Origin of the sequence: Cupriavidus plantarum, assembly GCF_905397285.1 — a bacterium.
In the GTDB taxonomy this organism is placed as follows: Bacteria; Pseudomonadota; Gammaproteobacteria; order Burkholderiales; family Burkholderiaceae; genus Cupriavidus; species Cupriavidus plantarum.
Genome location: NZ_CAJPUX010000005.1, coordinates 319,219 through 338,326, shown reverse-complemented (window position 1 = coordinate 338,326; position 19,108 = coordinate 319,219). Strand labels below are relative to the sequence as shown.

The window sequence follows — 19,108 nt, the reverse complement described above, 5'->3', positions numbered from 1 at the left end:
GCCTGCGCACTCCCGAAGAGGCCCGATAGCGCGAGGGATGACCCACCCGTCCGCAGCTTGCGTGCCAGCGCCGTCTCGCGTGCGCGTATCGTGCGCGCGTGTTGCGCGTATGGCGCGCGCGCGGACCCCGCCATGTGACGGCGGGGAGAAGCGTTATAACGGTTCTAGAAGTTCCCGACTCGCGCGGCTCGCGATGCGTCGCGCCGCGCGCGCGGCTTTGAAGCCTCGGTTGAACGTTCTTACGCGTCAGGTGTAACGACGCGTCGGCCCGCGCCTGCACAACGGGTGGCGGGGCGCTCGCATTGCCATGTCCGGTGCCACAGGGGGAGGTGGTGGCTTGAACCTTGCGTGAAGGGCGGCTCCGCATCATGGAAACCGCCAATGAACACAGAGTCGCCTTCCCGCTCCGCCCTGGATGCCAGCGCCGCCCGCCGCGCGGTGCAACTGGCGCTGCCGATGCTCACAGCCAGCCTCGACGATGTCGGGGTCGGCGAGAGCGGATGCATGCACGTCGTCGTGATGGACCCCGGCAGTCCGTACGGCACGTGCGATTTCGAGGCGGCCATCCTTTACGAACATTCGCTGCCCGCGCGCGAGCGCTGGGATGCGGACTATGCGTATTACGCGCGCGGCAAGGCGAAGCTCGCGTGGCGCACGGGACTGGACACGTCGTTGCTCGTGAGTCATGCGCCGCATCTGCTTCGGCATGGCGACATGCGGCTTGGTGGCGGCATCGTGGAACACGGCATCGTCGTCGCCACCAGCGGCGCCAACCCCTGGTTCGACGATGCGTTCGCGCGCAGCGTCGCGTGCCTGCTGCGTGCCGTCGCGCACGAACGGCTCTCCGCGGCGGCCACATCCGATTCCACTCAATCACCTCAGGAGGCTGGCAATGCAGGGACATGATCCGCAACTGGCAGGCAAGACATATCTGGTAACCGGCGGCGGACGCGGGCTTGGCGCCGCAACGTGCCGCATGCTCGGCGAGGCCGGCGCGCATGTCGTCGTGGCGGACATCGATGCCGCGCTCGCGCATGGATGTGTGGAGACGCTCTCCGCCGCCGGCGCGACCGCCGCCGCGTTGCAGCTCGATGTGGCGGACCCCGGTTCGGTGACGCGCGCGTTCTCCAATCTGGCGGAGAGCGGCCGCTCGATCGACGGCTTGATCAACAACGCCGCCATCGACATCACGCTGCCTGTGGAGGAAGTGGATACGGAGGCCTGGCGGAAAGTATTGATGGTCAACCTTTATGGACCGTATCTGCTCGCGCACGCGGCGGTGCCGTTGCTCAAGGCGCGTGGCGGCGGGCATATCGTGAACATCGCATCGACGGCGTCGAAGCGCGCGTGGCCGAATGCTTCCGCGTATCACGCGACCAAGTGGGGCATCCTGGGTTTCTCGCATGCGTTGCATGCCGAACTGCGCCCGCATGGCATCAAGGTGTCGGCGGTGGTGGCGGGCGGCATGCGCACGCCGTTCCTGCTGGATCGCTTTCCCGATATCGATACCTCCACGCTGCAGGATCCGGCCAACGTCGCGCGTGCCATACGGTTCGTGCTGACCCAGCCGGAGGACACCGTGATTCCGGAGGTCATGGTGTTGCCGATGAAGGAGACTTCATGGCCATGAGGCAGGCCGCGGTGCTGCTGGACAAGGACGGCACCCTGCTCGAGAACGTTCCGTACAACGTCGACCCGTCGCGAATGCGCCTTGCGCCCACGGCGGGCGCGGCGTTGCGGCGTTTCGGGGCACTCGGCATGCCGCTGATCGTCGTGAGCAACCAGCCCGGCGTGGCGCTCGGAAAGTTTCCGCGCGCTGCGCTGGCGGGCGTCGAGGGGCGGCTCGCCGACTTGTTCGTCGAACACGGCGCGCGGCTCGCGGGGTTCCTGTCCTGTCCGCATCATCCCGAAGGCATCGTTGGCGAGTATGCGCGCGCCTGCGACTGCCGCAAGCCGATGTCCGGCATGTTGACCCGTGCCGCGTCGATGTTCGGGCTGGATCTTGCGCGATCCTGGATGATCGGCGACATCCTCGACGATGTGGAAGCGGGCCGCCGTGCCGGCTGCCGCACCATCCTCGTGGACTGCGGCAACGAGACCGAATGGGTGCCCGGGGAGATGCGCGTGCCGCAGTACATCGTCGATTCGCTCGATGCCGCCGCGCATATCGTCGAGCAGGCGGTGCGCGTGGAGGCGGAGGCCATGTCATGAGCGCCTGGCGCACGGCCCGCCGCATCCTGTGCGTGCGGCTCGACAACATGGGCGACGTACTGATGAGCACGCCCGCGATGCAGGCGCTCAAGGACAGCGGCGCGGATCGCCACGTGACGTTGCTGACGTCGCGGGGCGCCGCCATGCTGGCGCCACATCTGCCGATGGTGGATCGGTTGCTGACGTGGGACGCGCCATGGGCGCGCCATGACGCTTCGGTGCGCGAGGACGGCGTGCCGAACGACATCGGCGATGCGATTGGCGCTTGCGCCGCGCGGCTTGCGGCCGAAGCGTTCGACGCGGCGGTGATTTTCAACGTCTATACGCAGAGCGCGCTCCCCGCGGCGATGCTCTGCAGCCTTGCCGGCATTCCGCTGCGGCTCGCGCATTGCCGCGAGAATCCCTATGCCTTGCTGACGGACTGGGCCCCGGAGACGGAGTCGCGCGACAGCCTGACGTTGCCGCGCCACGAGGTCGCCAGGCAGCTGGACCTCGTCCGCCGCGTGGGCGCGACCGTGGCCGATACGCGCATGCGATTCGCGGTGCGGGACGAGGATCGGCGAATGCTCCAGGCATCGATGGCGGATGGCTTTCCGCGAGTCGCGCCGGGAGCGCCGCCTGATCCGGCCGGCAACAAGGGCCTGATCCTGATCCATCCCGGCGCAACGGCCGCCTCTCGCCGATGGCCGGCGCGGCGGTTCGCGGCGGTGGCGCGCGAACTTGCCATGCAGACCGGCGCGGAGGTGTTCCTCACGGGCAGCGCGTCGGAGGCCGCGCTGGCCGAGTCCGTCTGCGCGGAGGCCGCGCACCCCGCCGTGCGCTCGATGGCCGGGCAGTTGCCGCTGGGCGCGATGGGCGCGCTGATCGAGCGCGCGAACCTGATCATTTCCAACAACAGCGGGCCGGTGCACCTCGCCGCGGCGCTCGGCACGCCCGTCGTCGATCTTTACGCGCTCACCAATCCGCAGCACGGTCCGTGGCAGGTCCCGCATCGCACGCTGTTTGCCGATGTGCCCTGCCGCTATTGCTACAAGAGCGTATGTCCCGAAGGGCATCACCGATGCCTGCGCGATGTGACGGTGGAGCAGGTGTTGCTGGCGGCGCGATCGCTGCTCGCCGGCGAGCCGCAGATACCCGATGCCATGCCATGGCACCCGACTGGAGGAAGAGAACCATGTTCACTCTCGGCATCAATGCTGCCTATCACGACTCCGCAGCCTGTCTCGTTCGCGACGGCGAGGTGATCGCCGCGGTGGAGGACGAGCGCTTCACGCACATCAAGCACGGCAAGCGCCCCGTGCCGTTCAGCGCATGGGAGCTGCCGTATCATGCCATCGACTATTGCCTCGCGGAGGCGGGCATCACGCTGCAGGACGTCGACCATATCGCGTATTCGTACGATCCGGCACTGTTGCTTGGCGAACGCCGCGGCGACGAGACGCTGGCATTGCCGCTCGAGCCCTCGGGCGCCGGCACGGCCGGGCCCGTGACCTCGCCGTGGGATCCGCTGTTCCTGTCCTACATCGTCAACGCGCCGCGGCAGCTCGCGGGAGGCGCCCCGCATCACCTGGGCGCGCGGTTTCGCGGCATCCGGCACGATGGCCCCTTCCGCTGGCATTTCGTCGAACACCATATGGGGCACGAGGCGAGCGCGTTCCTTGCCGCGCCGTTCTCGCGCTGCGCCGTGTTGACGATGGACGGCCGCGGCGAACGCGTGACCACGAGCTATGGCGTGTTCGATGGCGAGACGTATCGCCGCATCAAGCAGATCGACTTGCCCGACTCGCTCGGGCTCCTCTATGAACGCGTGACACGGCATCTTGGCTTCCTGCATTCGTCTGACGAGTACAAGGTCATGGCGCTCGCCTCGTACGGGCAGCCGACGCGTGTCGATGCGTTTCGCCAGATCGTGACGACCGATGGCGAGGGCGGCTATCGCGTCGCCGACGTCGACCTCGAACCGCTGCTCGGGCCCGCGCGCCTGCGCGGCGCGGTGTTCGGCCCCGAGCATTTCGATATCGCGCGTTCTTTGCAGCAGGTGCTCGAGGAAACGGTGCTGGACATGACGACATGGCTCGCGCGCGAGACGGGCGAGACGTGCCTCGCGATGGCTGGCGGTGTGGCGCTGAACTGCGTGATGAACGCGCGCGTCCGCGATCGCAGCCCGTTCGAGGAAGTCTGGGTACAGCCGGCCGCCGGCGATGCCGGTACCGCCCTTGGCGCCGCGCTCTGGGTCGACCATGAGCAGCGCGGGCGGCCGGCCAAACAATGGTCGATGGAACATGCGTACCTGGGCCCGGCCTATGACGACGACGAGATCGCGGCGTTCCTCGACTGGTCGAAGCTGCCGTATCGGCGCGTGGACAACGTCGCCGAACACGCGGCGGAGCTGCTCGCGCGGAACAAGATCATCGGCTGGTATCAGGGGCGCATGGAGTTCGGTCCGCGCGCGCTCGGCGCCCGATCGATTCTGGCGTCGCCGATCGACCCGTCGATGCAGCAGCGGCTGAACCAGATCAAAGACCGCGAGGATTTTCGCCCGGTGGCGCCGGTCGTGATGCAGGAGCATGTCGCCGAGTGGTTCCACGCGGACAAGCCGCCCGCATCTGGCGCGGCGCCGTTCATGCTGTTCATCTACGACGTGATCGAGGCACAGGCCGCGCGCATTCCCGCGGTCACGCACGTCGACGGTACCGCGCGCGTGCAGACGATTCGCCGCGACCAGAACGCCGCGTACTACGATGTGCTGGCCGCGTTCGAGCGACGTACGGGTGTACCCGTGCTGGTCAACACGTCGTTCAACACGCGCGGCGAGCCAATCGTGTGCACGCCGCGCGATGCGGTGGAATGTTTCTGGACGTCCCCGCTGGATGCCCTGGTCATCGGCGCTTTCGTGCTGGAAAAGCCCAGCGCGGCAGCGGCCGCGGGAACGGAGAGCCAGGTGGAGAGCCACGCATTGGGCAAACCGGAGGTGGCCGATGCGAGCGCCTGATCCGATCGTCTCGGTCGTCATTGCTACCTACCGCCGTCCCGATCTGCTCCGGCGTTGCCTGCTGGCGCTGTGCGCCCAGCGGATCGATCCGCGCGGCTTCGAGATCATCGTGGCCGACGATGGCTGCGAGCGGCGCATCGCGGAACTCGTCGCCGAACTCGCGGCGCATCATCCCCGCATCGCGCTGCGGTACGTCGCGGTGACGCGTACGCAGGGACCTGCCGGGGCGCGCAACGTAGGCTGGCGCATGGCGCGCGCGGATATCGTCGCATTCACGGACGACGATACCGTGCCGCGCCCGGACTGGGTCTGCGAGGGCTACATCGCGCTCGCGGCCGCGCCCGCGTGGAGCGCCGCCGCCGGGAACGTCGTCGTGCCGATGCCCACGCGCCCCACCGACCATGAGCGCGACACCGGCGGCCTCGCGCAGGCGGAGTTCGTGACGGCCAATTGCTTCGTGCGCCGGCTGGCGCTCGAACGCGTCGGCGGTTTCGACGAACGCTTCCGCCGCGCGTGGCGCGAGGACTCCGACCTCCAGTTCCGTCTCGAGCAGCTCGCGGGTCCGGTGGGCCGTGCCGGCAACGCGGTGGTCGAACATCCGGTGCGGCCGACGCGCTGGGGCAGCAGTGTCTCGGCGCAGGCGAAGGTGTTCTTCGACGCGCTGCTGTACAAGAAGCATCCGATCGCCTATCGCCAGCGCATCCGCCGCGTGCCGCCCTGGGACTACTACGTGGCCGTGGGCGCATTGCTGGTCGCGTTCGTGGCAACGCTGATCGGGCGCGGCGATGTGGCGGCCGCGGCGGCATGTGTCTGGCTCGCAATCACGGCCGCCTTTTGCGCGCGCCGTCTGAAAGGCGCGGCGCTGACCCCCGCGCACGTGGCCGAGATGGCGGTGACGTCGATCGTCATTCCGCCGCTGTCGCTGTACTGGCGGATTCGCGGCGCGTTGCATTTCCGAACGGTGTTCCTATGACGGCAATCCTTGAAACGGCGGAGATGCCCAAGGCGCGCACGCAGGACGATCCGGGCCGGCGCCGCATCGCCGTCTTCCGCGCGCTGCAACTGGGCGACATGCTGTGCGCGGTGCCGGCGCTGCGCGCGCTGCGGGAAGGCGAGCCCTATGCGCACATCACGCTCGTCGGGCTGCCATGGGCAAGCGACTTCGCGTCGCGTTTCGCGGAGCTTGTCGATGACTTCATGGCATTTCCCGGCATGCCGGGCATGCCGGAACAGCCGTATCGCGCCGACGCGGCGGCCGCGTTCTATGCGGAGGCGCGCGCGCGCCGCTTCGATCTGGCGATCCAGCTGCATGGCAGCGGCACGCTCAGCAACGAGGTGGTGCGGCGCTTCGAAGCGCGGGAGATGGCGGGTTACTGTGCATCGACGGCGGAAGCGGGCGTCCATCGCCATGGCGGCGAGTTGCTGGTGACGTGGCCCGACGGAAACGAGATCGAGCGGCTGCTCGCGCTGCCGCGCGCACTGGGGTATCCCACCGCCGACGCGCATCTGGCATTTCCGCTGCGCGCCGTCGACCACGCGGGGTGGCGCGCGCTGGCCGACCGATACGGGTTGCAGCCGCGCGGCTATGTGTGCGTGCATCCTGGCGCGCGCATGTTGTCGCGCCGATGGCCCGTCGAGCGTTTCGCGGAGGTCGCGCGGCGGCTGCGCGAACGCTGGCCCGTCGTGGTGACGGGCGCCCCGGACGAACTTCCGCTCGATGCGCGGCTGGCCGGGCAGTGCGGCATCGAGGTCATCAACCTCGGAGGGCAGACGACACTGGGTACGATGGCCGCGCTGATTGGCCAGGCGCGGCTGCTCGTCTGCAACGACACGGGTGCGTCGCATATCGCCGCCGCGATGGATACGCCGAGTGTCGTGGTGTCATGCGGCAGCGACAGTCCGCGCTGGGCGCCGCTGGACACCTCGCTGCATCGCGTGCTGGCGGACTGGCCGCCATGCCGTCCGTGCGGGTGGGAGAAATGCCCGCTGGGGCATCCGTGCGCCGTGCATATCGGCGTGGACGACGTGATGCGGGCCATCGAACACGTGCTGGACGAGGCGGCACGGCGCGAGGGAGAACTCGAACATGCGTGAACGCCTGCGGATCCTGACGTGGCACGTCCACGGCAACTATCTGTACTACCTCTCGCAGATTCCGCACGACCTGTACCTCGTGACGAAACCCGGCTATCCGCCGGGATACGCGGGCGTCGGCGGGGCGCTGCCATGGGGCGGCAATGTACACGAGGTGCCATGGGACGCCGTGCGCGATCGCGAGTTCGATTGCGTGCTGTTCCAGCATCGCGACCACTTCGCGCGCGACCGCGATGCGCTGCTGACGCCCGCGCAGCGCGCGCTGCCGACGCTGTTCCTCGAACACGATCCGCCGCAGGGGCATCCGACCGACACCCTGCATCCGGTGCAGGATCGCGACGTGCTGCTGGTGCATGTGACGCCGTTCAATGCGTTGATGTGGGACAACGGCGTGACGCCGGCCTGCGTGGTCGAACATGGCGTGCTCGTGGATCCGCAGGTTCGCTATACGGGCGCGCTCTCGCGCGGCATCAGCGTGGTCAATCACCTGACGCGGCGCGGCCGACGGTTGGGCGCGGATGTCTTTGCGGCGATGCGCGAGCGCGTGCCGCTGGACCTGATCGGCATGGATGCGCGCGCCGCGGGCGGCCTTGGGGAGGTGCCGAATCCGGAGGTGGCGGCGTTCATGTCGCGCTACCGGTTCTTCTTCCACCCGATCCGCTATACGAGCCTGGGCCTCGCGGTGGTGGAAGCGATGGCCATCGGCATGCCGGTAGTGGGACTGGCGACGACGGAACTCGCCGCGGTGATCGAGCGCGGACAGAATGGATACGTGGACACGGATACGGACCGACTCGCCGAGGTCATGCGCGCATTGCTCGAGGATCCCGTGCTTGCGGCGCGCTGGGGAGCGCGTGCCGCGAAAACCGCGCAGGAACGCTTTGGCATCGACCGCTTCGTGGCGGACTGGGAGCGTGTCCTGCGCGGGGTGACGGCGTGAGCCGCCGGTCAGTCGAGCGCGCGGTTCTTCGATTCCACGTTGACCGCGCCGATCGCGAACGCGCCGATCAACAGCATCGTCGAGATCATCGCGAGCGCCAGCGTGAAATGCGTCGCCATGACGGGCGCGATGATCGCGGGCGCGAACAGCCCGCCGAAGCGCGCCACCGCGCCCGCGGTGCCCATGCCCGTGGCCCGAAGGTCGGTCGGATAGACCTCGGGCGTGAACGCGTAAAGCGCGCCCCATGTGCCGAGTAGCGAGAAGCTCATCAGCAGCGTCGAGCCGATGACCACGGCAGGCGAGGTGCCGAGGCTGTACAGCATGCACCCCGCCGCGCTGAGTACGAGGAAACCGATCAGCGTCGGCTTGCGGCCCCAGCGTTCGACCCCGTATGCGGACAGCGCAAAGCCCGGCAACTGCACGATAGCCAGCAGCACGAGGAAGACCTGGCCGCGCATGAAGGCGAAGCCTTCCGCGCTGAGCTTGATGGGCAGGTAGACGAAGACGCCGTAGTAGGCGATGGAGATGAGCGCCCACGCGAGCAGCAGCGCCAGGCTGCGGCGGCGGAAGCTGCCGGAGAACAGCGCGAACACGGATTTCGGCTCGGCGCGCTCGGATTGCAGCGGGGGAATCTCGGCCGTGCTGCCGTTGACCTTCGCCACGCGTTCGAGCACCTTGCGGGCTTCGTCCGAGCGGCCGCTGCGGTTCAGGAACATCGGCGACTCGGGAATATAGAAGCGCAGCACGACGCCGATCAGCGCGGGGATGCCCGTCACGAGGAAGATCATGCGCCAGGCTTGATCGCCATAGGACAGCGCGGCCAGCGCCAGTAGCGCGAGGCAGATGGTGCCGATGGCCCAGAACGATTCGAGCAGCACCAGCCAGCGCCCGCGGCGGTCGCTGGGCAGAAACTCGGCCATCATCGTGTAGTCCACAGGCAGCGTGCCGCCGACGCCGACGCCCGTCAGGAAGCGCAGCACCAGCAGCCACGTGAACTCCGGCACGAAGGCCGAGGCGACGCCGCACACCGCGTCGATGATCACAGCCATCAGCAGCACGGGGCGGCGCCCGATGCGGTCGGCGAGGCGGCCGAATACGAAGGCGCCGATGAGCATCCCGACGAAGAAGAACGTGCCGGTCTGCAGGGCCTGCGGCACCGTAATGCCGAAGGTCTTGGCGATCGAGGGCGCGCTGAAGCCGATGGAGAGCACCTGCATGGCATCGGCCAGCCACACGAGGCCGAAGATGACGAACAGGCGGTACTGGAACTTGCCAACGCCGGCGGCACGAATGCCGGACTCCAGCGAAACGCTGCCGGATGCCGAGGGGCGGGAGGCCGACGATGGCGCGCCATCGCGCATGTCGGTGGAAGCGGCGCCCGAGTGGGAGAGGCCCGGGGGCAGGGCAGCCGCGCTGTCTTGATACGGGGAGTGCATCTTCGCTCCTTATCCTGTGTTCGCCTTCGTTTGTATACCCGAGATGTCACCGAACTGGGGCGGCCTTGCATGGATGCGCTGCGGTCTGCAAGGTCCGCGCCAGCTGGCGTACGATCGACTTTTCTATCGATTCTGTTGGATGCTGCCGGTTGAAGCTGTGTGTGAAGCTACGGTCAAAGCCTGTCAATGCGTGGCCTGCCGGCGAATCTTCGCGACGGCTTCCTCCACGCCGCTCCATTTGGGCGCGTCGGGCGCGAAGCGTTCGCGCAGATAATGCACCAGACCGCTGATTTGTTCATCGTCCAGGCTGTCGGCAAAGCCCGGCATGTATCCGATGCCCGCATGGGGCGGCGCCGAAATGCCGTGCAATACCGCCTGAATGACGTTGTCCGGCCGCGCGCTATGCAGGTTCGTGTTCACGGCGAGCGAGGGCTTGACGCCGAACTGCGGCACACCGCCCTGGCTCTGATGACACACCGCGCACGCTGCCTGATACAGGCGGCCGGCGCTGCCGTTCAGCCGCTGCCCCATCGCTTCGCTGCGTGCCTCGATGGCCCGTACCTGCGCGTCGGGCCGCGTAACGGCCGATGTAACGGCCGATGTAGCGGCCGATGCCGCCGCCGGGGCCGATGCCGCCGCCGGCGCGCTGAACGAGGCCACATAGTGCGCGATCGCCCGCACATCGCTCTCCGGTAGCTCGCGCAGGCTTTCCACCACGGGCGCCATCGGCCCCGCCGCCGCGCCATGCCGCGCGGCATACCCCGTTCGCAGGTACTGGAACAGGTCTTCCTCGGTCCATGGCACGGGCGATTTCGACAGCGCGGTCAACGCCGGGGCTTCCCAGCCTTCCGCCATGCCGCCGGTCAGATAGGCCCTGCCGCCTTGTTCGGCGCCGAGCGCGTTGCGGGGCGAATGGCAGGCGCTGCAATGGCCGAGGCCTTCCGCCAGATAGGCGCCGCGATTCCACTGCGCGGAGCGGTTGGCGACGGGTTCGAACGGCGTGTTGCGATGGAACAGCGCATTCCAGCCCGCCAGCGCGGGGCGCAGGTTGAAGGGGAAATCGAGCTTCGTTTCGGGCGGGCGCGCGCTCACGGGTTCGGCCGACATCAGGTAGGCGTAGAGCGCCTGCATGTCGGCATCGGTCACCTTGGCGAACGCCGTGTAGGGGAACGCAGGATAGAGGCGGCGGCCGTCGCGATGGATGCCTTCACGCATCGCGCGCTCGAATGCGGCGTATGACCAGTTGCCGATGCCCGTCTTCTCGTCGGGCGTGATGTTGGTGCTGTACACCGTGCCGAATGGCGTTTCCAGCGCGAGGCCGCCGGCATTGCGCGTACCGCCGGGGGCGGTGTGACAGACCGCGCAGTCGCCGGCCGCGGCGACGAGGCGACCGCGTTCGATCGTGGCGGCGGAGTAGAAGCCTGGCACTGGCGGCGCTACCGGGGCGAGGGGCGCGCGCCATGGCAGGATCGTTGCGCACAGGCCTGCGAATGCCGTGACGGGCGCCAGTGCGGCGAGCAACCAGCCGCGCTTTCGTGTGCGTGGCGGGGAGGGTTCGCGCGATGCGAGTCCTTGGCGGATCTCGCCCGCGCTGAACGGCGGTTCGCGCAGGCGGATGCCCGTGGCATCGTGGATCGCGTTGGCCACCGCGGCGGCGGCGGGTAGCGTGGCGGAGGCGCCGCCGGCCAGGGCGCCGACGACGTTCACCTGGGGTTGCCGGGCAACGGTGTGGGACGGTTGGGTGGACGCATGCGTCGGGTCGGCGAGCGCGTGTGTCTGGGTCGCGATGGCTTGCGACGCGCTCGACCCCCAGTCGTCGTAGCCGGTGCCGCCCGTCGTCAGCTGCCGCGTGGCGGAGGCGATGTCATCCCGCAGCGGGGTGGGGCGCGCGGGCGACGCGTGGTCTTCGCGCTCATGCCCCACCGTGACGCGCGTTACGCTGATGTCGCCGGTGCGGGCGTCGACTTCCACGTCCGCGACCCATGCCGACCAAGTCTGGGTCGGGCGCCCGTTCTCGATGTCGATGGCGCGGGCATAGGCGAATCCACGGCCGCGGCGGATGGCGTCGCTCGCCTGCATACGACTACCCAAGGGCCCATTCCAGCCGGCCTGCGCCGCGACGCGTTCGATCAGCTGGCTGCCGGTGGTGTCGTCGAGCCATTGGAGCCGCAGGGCGATGGGATCCACAGCCGCCCGCACCGCGAGCTCGTCGAGCTGGGACTCGTGCGCAAACACATGCGCGCGCGCGGCGACTTCGGTGGGAGCGGTGGGAGCGGTGGCGATGGGGTTTGCGGAAGCGTCAGGCGGCAGCGTCGCCGTGACGGTCAGGTGTTCGGGGGCGTATGGCGGGACGAGTGTGCCGCCGTCCGCCACGGGGTCATGGCCGCTTGCCCCCGCGTCGGCATACGGCACCGTCGTGCCGGTTTGCAGCAGCGCGATGGGCGTGTCGGCGCCGGCGGTGGTGGAGGCGTTGATGCGGTAGGCCGAGGCAGGTCCGAGCGTGCTCCGTACGGCGAGCGTCAGCCTGGGCGCGAACGCGGCGGGATCGGCGCGGAATGTCACGCGCACGGGGCGCCTTACCGCGTGGGCGAGCAGCGCGGCGTCGGCAGCGGCCTGGCGCGCGCAGAAGTCGTCGTGCCCGGCGGGCGGGTCCGGATCGCAGACGATGGCCACCTGTGTCTCGGGCAGGCTCAGCAGCGCGGCCACCTCTAGCCTGAGCGCGCTGGGTTGGGCGCCCGCCAGCCAGACGACCATGGTGCCGTCGCGCCAGTGCGCGATGGCCGTGCCGCACGCGTCCGATCGCGGCGCGATCAGCGGCCAGCGATACACGGCGTCGCCACCCTGTGCCGGTGCCGACGTCGATATCGACGTCGATATCGACGTCGATGCGCCCGCTGGACCCGATGCCGATGCGCGGGCTTGCGCACCTGCTCCGTCCCCCGCCGAGGCGCCCGCGAAGATCGCATCGGCATCTCCATACCCGGCAATCCGATGCACGCGCGTCACCGCTGGCGAAGGGTCTGGCCCTTCCCACACCGCCCGCAACGCCTGCGCCCCGGCTTCCGCCTGCTCGACCGACGCTGCGACCACGGCAAGGAAATCGCCGCGCCGCACGACGTCGACAACGCCCGCGCACCGCCGCGCCGCTTCCGCATCGAAGGACACCAGCCGCCCCAACCCGCCAGCAGGCCGCACGACGTGGCCAAAGACCGTGGCCACGGGCAGCGACACGCGCGCGGCATCGCGCACGTGGGGCGTACCGGACGCAAGGGACGCAGGGGGTGTAATGGCGTTCATCGGAGGGTCTCGAGTTCGCGCGCCACGGCGTCCTGCCGCTGCAACTCGGCCGCGCGCTGCACCGCGCGCAGGATCTCGACATGCGTGCCGCAGCGGCACAGGTTGAAGCGCAACGCTTCCCGGACCTCGTCCTCGGTCGGCGCCGGGTTGACCGCCAGCAGCGCCTTGGTGCTCATGATCATGCCGTTGAGGCAGTAGCCGCACTGCGCAGCCTGCTCCTCGATAAACGCCTGCTGCACGGGATCCGGCGCCGCTCGCGTGCCAAGCCCTTCGAGCGTTGTCACCGCGCGCCCCTCCGCCGCGCTGGCCGGCACGATGCACGACCGTGCCGCGACGCCATCGATCAATACAGTGCAGGCCCCGCACTGGCCGAGCCCGCAGCCATACTTCGGGCCATTGCAGGCAAGGTCGTTACGCAGGACATAAAGCAATGGCGTGCGCGGATCCACACAGACGTCGTGCGATTGCCGGTTGACGCGCAACAGAAGGGGGCGGGGCGCGGTCATCGAGGTCGGGGGGCTTAGTCGTCAGGCAGGGTCAGGCGGCGGCGGGCACGGGACGCGTCGCGGGATCGCGCAGCGGCACCGAGAACACGTCGTAGCCAAAGCACCAGTCGGGATTCTCGTTCGTGCGCAGCCACGTGTTGTCGTGGGAGACCTTCTGCACGCGGCCCGCGCGCTCGGCACGATTCGCCTCGTACAGCGAGAACGTATAGGTGTGATCCTTGAGCCCGGCCTCGACGAAGCAGCGCGTCAGCATCGCCGCATCCTCGATGGCCATCGCCGCGCCCTGCGCCATGTGCGGCTTCATCGGATGACATGCATCGCCCAGCAGCACCACGCGGCCACGGCTCCACAGCGGCAGCGGGTCGCGCTCGAGCAGCGGCCACTTGGTGACTTCCACCGTGCCCTCGATGAGCGATTGCACGCCTTCGTGCCACCCATCGAACGCGGCGCGCATTTCCTCGATGCTGCTTGGCACCCAGCTCTTGCTCATGTCCCATTCGGGCTCGGGCACACCCGTCACGTAATAGATCTCGTCGAGCTTGCTGGTATCGAAGTAGACCATCATGTGGCGATCGTCCGACCACCATTTGGTGCAGCGGTCGTGCGTATACCCCTTGACGCGCGAAATCGGGAACACCGCGCGGTGCGCCACATAGCCCGTGTACTTGGGCGGCTCCGCACCGAGCAGGTGCTCGCGAATGCGGGAGTTCACACCATCCGCGCCAATCACGATATCGGCGTCTTCGACGGTGCCGTCCGTGAAGGTCAGCTTGACCACGTCGCCAAGGTCTTCCACGCGCTCCAGCTTCTTGTTGAACATCAGGCGGCTGGGCTCGACCGCTTCCGTCATCAGCGCATGGAAGTCGCCGCGGTGCACGGTCAGGTAGCTCGCGCCGTAATGGGACAGCGCGTAGTCGCCAAGGGGAATCCGCGCGACGACTTCGGCCGTTTTCCAGTCGCGGCTGTACCAGTAGTCCGGATGGCAGCCCATCGCGTTCATGGCGTCCTCGATGCCGATGCGGCGCAGGATCTTCATCACGTTCGGCCCAACGTGGATGCCGGCACCCAGCCGGGAGAAGCCCGGGGCCTGCTCGTACAGCTTCACATCGAATCCCTCGCGCTGGAGCAGAGCGGCTGCCGCCGTCCCGCCCAGGCCCGCACCGATCACCGCAATTCGCGTATTCCCTTGCACGACGTCTCTCCTGAGTTGGTCTGTCACGTTGAAATCGAGTGTACACACCATACTTTTTCAAGTAAAGCTGACTTTCTTCGATCTAGTGAAAACCCTTATTTAAATGTGAAGATAGAAATTAAATGCCGCAAAATGGCGCAATAATGCGTCAAAGCAGGGATTCATTCATTCAGAATGCACTGAACGAGTGCCATGATGCGCTACGAAAAGCGTGTTGTAAAAATAAGGTGTGTACACTAGAATTTTCCAAAGCGCGCCGCCTAGTGCGCCATGCGTCCCGCGCAGCGAGGCGGGTGGGTAGACAAAGACACAAGTCAACGGAGTCACAAGTGCAGAAAGTTTTCCGCGTCGGGCAGATCGTGCCGAGTTCCAACACCACCATGGAGACCGAGATCCCCGCGATGCTGGCCGCGCGCCAGCTCGTGCGCCCGGAGCGCTTCACGTTCCATTCGAGCCGCATGCGCATGAAGACGGTCAAGAAGGAGGAACTCGCGGCGATGGACGGCGAGTCCGACCGCTGCGCGCTGGAACTGAGCGATGCCCGCGTGGACGTGCTGGGCTACGCCTGTCTCGTGGCGATCATGTCGATGGGGCGTGGCTACCATCGCACCTCGGAGGCGCGCCTGAAGTCCCGGACGGAGGAGAACGGCGGGACCGCGCCTGTCGTGACCAGTGCCGGTGCGCTGGTCAACGCGCTCAAGGTGATCGGCGCGAAGCGGATTGCGCTGGTGGCGCCGTATATGAAGCCGCTGACCGAGCTCGTGGTCGACTACATCCAGCATGAAGGATTCGAGGTCGTCGAATGGCGCGCGCTCGAGATTCCGGACAACCTCGAGGTCGGCCGCCACGATCCGTCGCGCCTGCCCGCCATCGTCGCGTCGATGAATACGAAGGACGTGGATGCCGTGGTGCTGTCGGCTTGCGTGCAGATGCCGTCGCTGCCCGTGGTGGAGAAGGTCGAGGCGATGACGGGCAAGCCCGTGATCACCGCGGCGATCGCCACGACCTACGCGCTGCTGAAGGAACTCGACCTCGAAGCCGTGGTGCCCGGTGGCGGCACGCTGCTGTCGGGTGCTTACTGATAGAAGGAAATGAACATGAGCACGTTCCTCTATGGCGGCAATGTGCACGCCAACGGCATTCGCCAGCATTACCTGCGCTATGGCGGGGCCGAAGGCGCGCGCGCCGCGCGCGACGCCGTGATCCTGATTCCGGGCATCACGAGCCCGGCCATCACGTGGGGCTTCGTCGGCGAACGCCTCGGCGCGCATTTCGATACCTACGTGCTCGACGTGCGCGGCCGCGGGCTGTCGTCGTCGGGCGATACGCTGGACTACAGCCTTGACGCGCAGGCGGCCGACGTGATTGCCCTGGCCGAGGCGCTGGGGCTGAAGCGCTACCAGATCGTCGGCCATTCCATGGGCGGCCGCATCGGCGTACGCGCGGCACGATCGCGCCCGGCGGGCCTGACGCGGCTCGTCATGGTCGATCCACCTGTGTCGGGACCGGGGCGCCGCGCGTATCCGGCGCAACTGCCGTGGTACGTCGATTCGATCCGGCTGGCGGTGCGGGGCACCGATGCCGAAGGCATGCGGCCGTTCTGCCCGACGTGGACGGAGGACCAACGCCGTCTGCGCGCCGAATGGCTGCATACATGCGACGAGCGCGCCGTGCTGCAGAGCTTCGATGGCTTCCACACCGACGACATCCATGCCGATCTGCCGCGCGTCGCGGTGCCGACGCTGCTCATCACCGCGGCGCGTGGCGACGTGGTGCTGCCGGCCGACGTCGAGGAGATGCGGTCGCTGCTTCCGGGGCTGCTCGAGACGCGCGTGCCCGATGCCGGCCACATGATTCCGTGGGACAACGAGCCGGGTTTCTATGCGGCCTTCGGCGATTTCCTCGGCGCCCCGCTGGTGGACTGAACACAACTGCAAGGAGCCAAGCATGGCTGTCAGTGACTATGACCTGACCTGCGCATGGAAGCAGGTCCTTACGCTGTCGAAGCTCGAGCCCGGGCAGACCGTCACGGTGCTGACCGGCGCCGACACGCATCCGCAAACGCTGCGCACCGCCCTTGTCGCAGCAGCGTCGATGGGCGCCATCGTCAACCGCCTCGATCTGCCCCCGGTCAATGGCGAGAAAGCGTTGAGCCGCGACGCGCTGGCCTATCTCGGCACGACGCCACTGACGGGCAATGCCGCGGCCATCGCGGCCCTCAAGGCAAGCGACCTCGTGCTCGACTTGATGACGCTCTTGTTTTCGCCGGAGCAGCACGAGATCTTGTCCACGGGCACCAGGATCCTGCTGGCCGTGGAGCCGCCGGAAGTGCTGGCGCGGCTCGTCCCGACAGAGGGCGACCGCACGCGTGTGAAGGCCGCCACCGCGCGGCTCTCGCGCGCGAAGACGATGCACATCACGTCCGACGCGGGGACGGAGCTGCGTTGCGCGCTGGGCGAGTTCCCGGCCATCAGCGAGTACGGGTTCGTCGACGAGCCCGGCCGGTGGGACCACTGGCCGAGCGGCTTCGTGCTGACGTGGCCGAACGAGGGCGGCACCAACGGGCACCTCGTGCTCGACCGCGGCGACATTCTGCTGCCGATGAAGTCGTACGTGCAGGAGCCCATCCACGTGACGGTGAAGAACGGTTATGTCACCGCCATCGAGGGCGGACTCGACGCCGAGCTGCTGGCCGACTACATGGCCTCTTTCAATGACCCCGAGGCGTACGCGATGTCGCACGTCGGCTGGGGCCTGCAGCCGCGCGCGCGCTGGTCTACGCTGGCCATGTACGACCGCGAGGCGACCATCGGCATGGACGCGCGCGCGTTCGAGGGCAACTTCCTGTGCTCGTTCGGTCCGAACAACGAGGCAGGCGGCAGCCGCACCACGGCGTGCCATATCGATATGCCGCTGCGGCGCTGCACGGTGAGCCTAGATGGCGAGCCGGTGGTGGACGCCGGGAAGGTATTGGACGTCAAGATATCGGACAGCGATGCACAGGAAGGCGTCGCGCCCACACGCAAGGAGTCCGCCCATGCATGACGAGGTTCAGACTTACCGCCGACAAGGCTTCGGCACCGCGATGGAACTCAAGGCGCCATATGGCCTGCTGATCATCGACTTCGTCAACGGCTTCGCCGATCCGGCGGTGTTCGGCGGCGGCAATATCCCGGAAGCCATCGCCAATACGCAACCCCTGCTGGATACCGCGCGCCGCATGGGCTGGCCCGTGGCCCACAGCCGTATCGTGTTCGCCGACGACGATGCCGATCACAACATCTTCACGCTGAAGGTGCCTGGCATGCTGACGCTGAAGGAAGATGGCGCGACGAGCCAGATCGTGCCGGAACTGGCGCCGGCGCCCGGTGAACTGGTGGTGCGCAAGACCGTGCCTTCGGCATTCTTCGGCACGTCGCTGGCGGCATGGCTTGCACAGCGCGGCGTGCAGACGCTGCTCGTGGCGGGGTGCGTGACGAGCGGCTGTGTGCGCGCGAGCGTGGTGGATGCCATGTCCTATGGCTTCCGTCCGCTCGTGCTCGCCGATTGCGTCGGCGACCGCGCCATTGGGCCGCACGATGCGAACCTGTTCGACATGGCGCAGAAGTATGCGATGGTCATGCCGCGCGACGAGGCGCTAGCCGCGATCGGCGCGACGGCGGCCCTCGCGGCCTGAACTAGCCATGCGCGCGGCGCGGGCGTCCCGGCGGTCTGCGGACCGCCGGCGGCGCTTCGAACGGCAGGATTTCCGCGCGATGGCACACGGCGTTGAGCACCGTGCGCTGGATAACATCGCGCCAGTGCGAGACCGCCTCGGCGCCCATGATGGGCTCGCCGAGAAACGCGCTCAGCGTGTGATGATTGGAGTTGTAGAAGTACCCGAGCGAGGCGATGATCAGGTAGACGTCGCGCGCTGTCAGTCCGGGCTGGAAGGTCCCCGCGGCGATACCGCGCGTAAGAATGCCATCCAGTACGGACAGGGCGTAACCGGAGATCTCGCTCAGGCGTTCGGATTTGCGGGCATGCCGCGCACGGTTCAGATTCTCGCTGTTGAGAATCGCGACGAACTCGGGATGCTCCAGATAGTATTGCCAGACGAAGTCGACGAGCTGCGTGAGCGCGCGCACGGGATTGTCGGCGTCGAGTTCGAGCTTCTGTTCGGCTTCGTTGAGCTGCAGGTAGATCGTTTCCAATACTTCGATGAACAGCTTCTCCTTGCTGCCGAAGTAGTAATAGATCATGCGATCGTAGGTGTTGGCGAGCGAGGAGATCGCTTCGATGCGGCCCCCGTCATAGCCGCGCTGGGCAAATACCTTGATCGCGGCCTTGAGGATCTTGGCGCGCGTGTCCTGCGCCTGTCGCGCGCGGGTACCGGGCCGTGCAGGCGCCTGCTTGATGTCTTTGGGCATTCGAGCCGTCGTCTGAAGTTTCGGTTGCAAG

The 19,108-nt window shown here is 67.7% G+C and carries 17 protein-coding genes; 12 read left to right on the top strand and 5 right to left on the bottom strand.

The genetic code is table 11. The annotated features are described in order from the left end of the window. The first annotated feature begins 381 nt into the window (after positions 1 to 381). Genes KHP16_RS21580 through KHP16_RS21545 form a run of 8 tightly spaced genes read left to right on the top strand, consistent with a single transcriptional unit; the run spans position 382 to position 8,237 of the window. A complete protein-coding gene (locus KHP16_RS21580; protein WP_211961093.1) occupies positions 382 to 906 on the top strand; it encodes a hypothetical protein in 525 nt (174 codons plus the stop codon). After that, positions 887 to 1,630 (top strand): SDR family oxidoreductase, encoded by a 744-nt coding sequence (locus KHP16_RS21575; protein ID WP_375153831.1) that lies wholly within the window; start codon positions 887 to 889, stop codon positions 1,628 to 1,630. The genes KHP16_RS21580 and KHP16_RS21575 overlap by 20 nt, the downstream gene beginning before the upstream one ends. Beyond that, entirely contained in the window at positions 1,621 to 2,211 is a 591-nt protein-coding gene (locus tag KHP16_RS21570; protein ID WP_109583882.1) for a D-glycero-alpha-D-manno-heptose-1,7-bisphosphate 7-phosphatase, read from the top strand. The genes KHP16_RS21575 and KHP16_RS21570 overlap by 10 nt, the downstream gene beginning before the upstream one ends. Further along, complete coding sequence (locus tag KHP16_RS21565; protein WP_211961092.1) at positions 2,208 to 3,455, top strand: glycosyltransferase family 9 protein; 1,248 nt, start codon at positions 2,208 to 2,210, stop codon at positions 3,453 to 3,455. The genes KHP16_RS21570 and KHP16_RS21565 overlap by 4 nt, the downstream gene beginning before the upstream one ends. Then, a complete protein-coding gene (locus KHP16_RS21560) occupies positions 3,386 to 5,203 on the top strand; it encodes a carbamoyltransferase family protein (RefSeq protein ID WP_211961091.1) in 1,818 nt (605 codons plus the stop codon). The genes KHP16_RS21565 and KHP16_RS21560 overlap by 70 nt, the downstream gene beginning before the upstream one ends. After that, the gene (locus tag KHP16_RS21555) at positions 5,190 to 6,176 is read left to right on the top strand and encodes a glycosyltransferase family 2 protein (protein ID WP_109583885.1); all 987 of its coding nucleotides are present in this window, start codon (positions 5,190 to 5,192) and stop codon (positions 6,174 to 6,176) included. Before KHP16_RS21560 ends, KHP16_RS21555 begins: the two co-directional genes overlap by 14 nt. Continuing rightward, positions 6,173 to 7,297 (top strand): glycosyltransferase family 9 protein, encoded by a 1,125-nt coding sequence (locus KHP16_RS21550; RefSeq protein ID WP_415831260.1) that lies wholly within the window; start codon positions 6,173 to 6,175, stop codon positions 7,295 to 7,297. The genes KHP16_RS21555 and KHP16_RS21550 overlap by 4 nt, the downstream gene beginning before the upstream one ends. Further along, positions 7,290 to 8,237 (top strand): glycosyltransferase, encoded by a 948-nt coding sequence (locus KHP16_RS21545; RefSeq protein WP_115954256.1) that lies wholly within the window; start codon positions 7,290 to 7,292, stop codon positions 8,235 to 8,237. Before KHP16_RS21550 ends, KHP16_RS21545 begins: the two co-directional genes overlap by 8 nt. Positions 8,238 to 8,245: 8 nt before the next feature. Here KHP16_RS21545 and KHP16_RS21540 read toward each other — a convergent pair whose 3' ends face one another. The 4 genes from KHP16_RS21540 to KHP16_RS21525 form a co-directional block, all read right to left on the bottom strand. Further along, positions 8,246 to 9,598, bottom strand: a complete 1,353-nt coding sequence (locus tag KHP16_RS21540) for an MFS transporter (RefSeq protein WP_109583887.1) — start codon at positions 9,596 to 9,598, stop codon at positions 8,246 to 8,248. Between the two features lie 258 nt (positions 9,599 to 9,856). Further along, the gene (locus KHP16_RS21535; RefSeq protein ID WP_211961090.1) at positions 9,857 to 12,970 is read right to left on the bottom strand and encodes a c-type cytochrome; all 3,114 of its coding nucleotides are present in this window, start codon (positions 12,968 to 12,970) and stop codon (positions 9,857 to 9,859) included. Next, the gene (locus KHP16_RS21530; protein ID WP_109583889.1) at positions 12,967 to 13,476 is read right to left on the bottom strand and encodes a (2Fe-2S)-binding protein; all 510 of its coding nucleotides are present in this window, start codon (positions 13,474 to 13,476) and stop codon (positions 12,967 to 12,969) included. Before KHP16_RS21530 ends, KHP16_RS21535 begins: the two co-directional genes overlap by 4 nt. 31 nt (positions 13,477 to 13,507) lie before the next feature. Then, positions 13,508 to 14,668, bottom strand: coding sequence for an FAD-dependent monooxygenase (locus KHP16_RS21525; RefSeq protein WP_211961089.1), 1,161 nt, complete (start codon positions 14,666 to 14,668; stop codon positions 13,508 to 13,510). A gap of 329 nt (positions 14,669 to 14,997) precedes the next feature. Here KHP16_RS21525 and KHP16_RS21520 point away from each other — a divergent pair, with 329 nt between their 5' ends. Genes KHP16_RS21520 through KHP16_RS21505 form a run of 4 tightly spaced genes read left to right on the top strand, consistent with a single transcriptional unit; the run spans position 14,998 to position 18,344 of the window. Further along, positions 14,998 to 15,750 carry a maleate cis-trans isomerase family protein gene (locus KHP16_RS21520; RefSeq protein WP_115954259.1) on the top strand — a complete coding sequence of 251 codons (753 nt, stop codon included), beginning with the start codon at positions 14,998 to 15,000 and terminating at the stop codon, positions 15,748 to 15,750. A gap of 15 nt (positions 15,751 to 15,765) precedes the next feature. After that, entirely contained in the window at positions 15,766 to 16,593 is an 828-nt protein-coding gene (locus KHP16_RS21515; protein WP_211961088.1) for an alpha/beta fold hydrolase, read from the top strand. Positions 16,594 to 16,615: 22 nt separating this feature from the next. Next, positions 16,616 to 17,713: a M29 family metallopeptidase gene (locus KHP16_RS21510; RefSeq protein WP_244835939.1), complete on the top strand. Its 1,098-nt coding sequence runs from the start codon at positions 16,616 to 16,618 to the stop codon at positions 17,711 to 17,713. After that, complete coding sequence (locus tag KHP16_RS21505; RefSeq protein WP_109583893.1) at positions 17,706 to 18,344, top strand: N-carbamoylsarcosine amidohydrolase; 639 nt, start codon at positions 17,706 to 17,708, stop codon at positions 18,342 to 18,344. The genes KHP16_RS21510 and KHP16_RS21505 overlap by 8 nt, the downstream gene beginning before the upstream one ends. A gap of 1 nt (position 18,345) precedes the next feature. On the opposite strand, the gene KHP16_RS21500 is transcribed toward KHP16_RS21505, so the two are convergent. Next, positions 18,346 to 19,077, bottom strand: a complete 732-nt coding sequence (locus KHP16_RS21500; RefSeq protein WP_121492342.1) for a TetR/AcrR family transcriptional regulator — start codon at positions 19,075 to 19,077, stop codon at positions 18,346 to 18,348. Between the last annotated feature and the right edge of the window lie 31 nt (positions 19,078 to 19,108).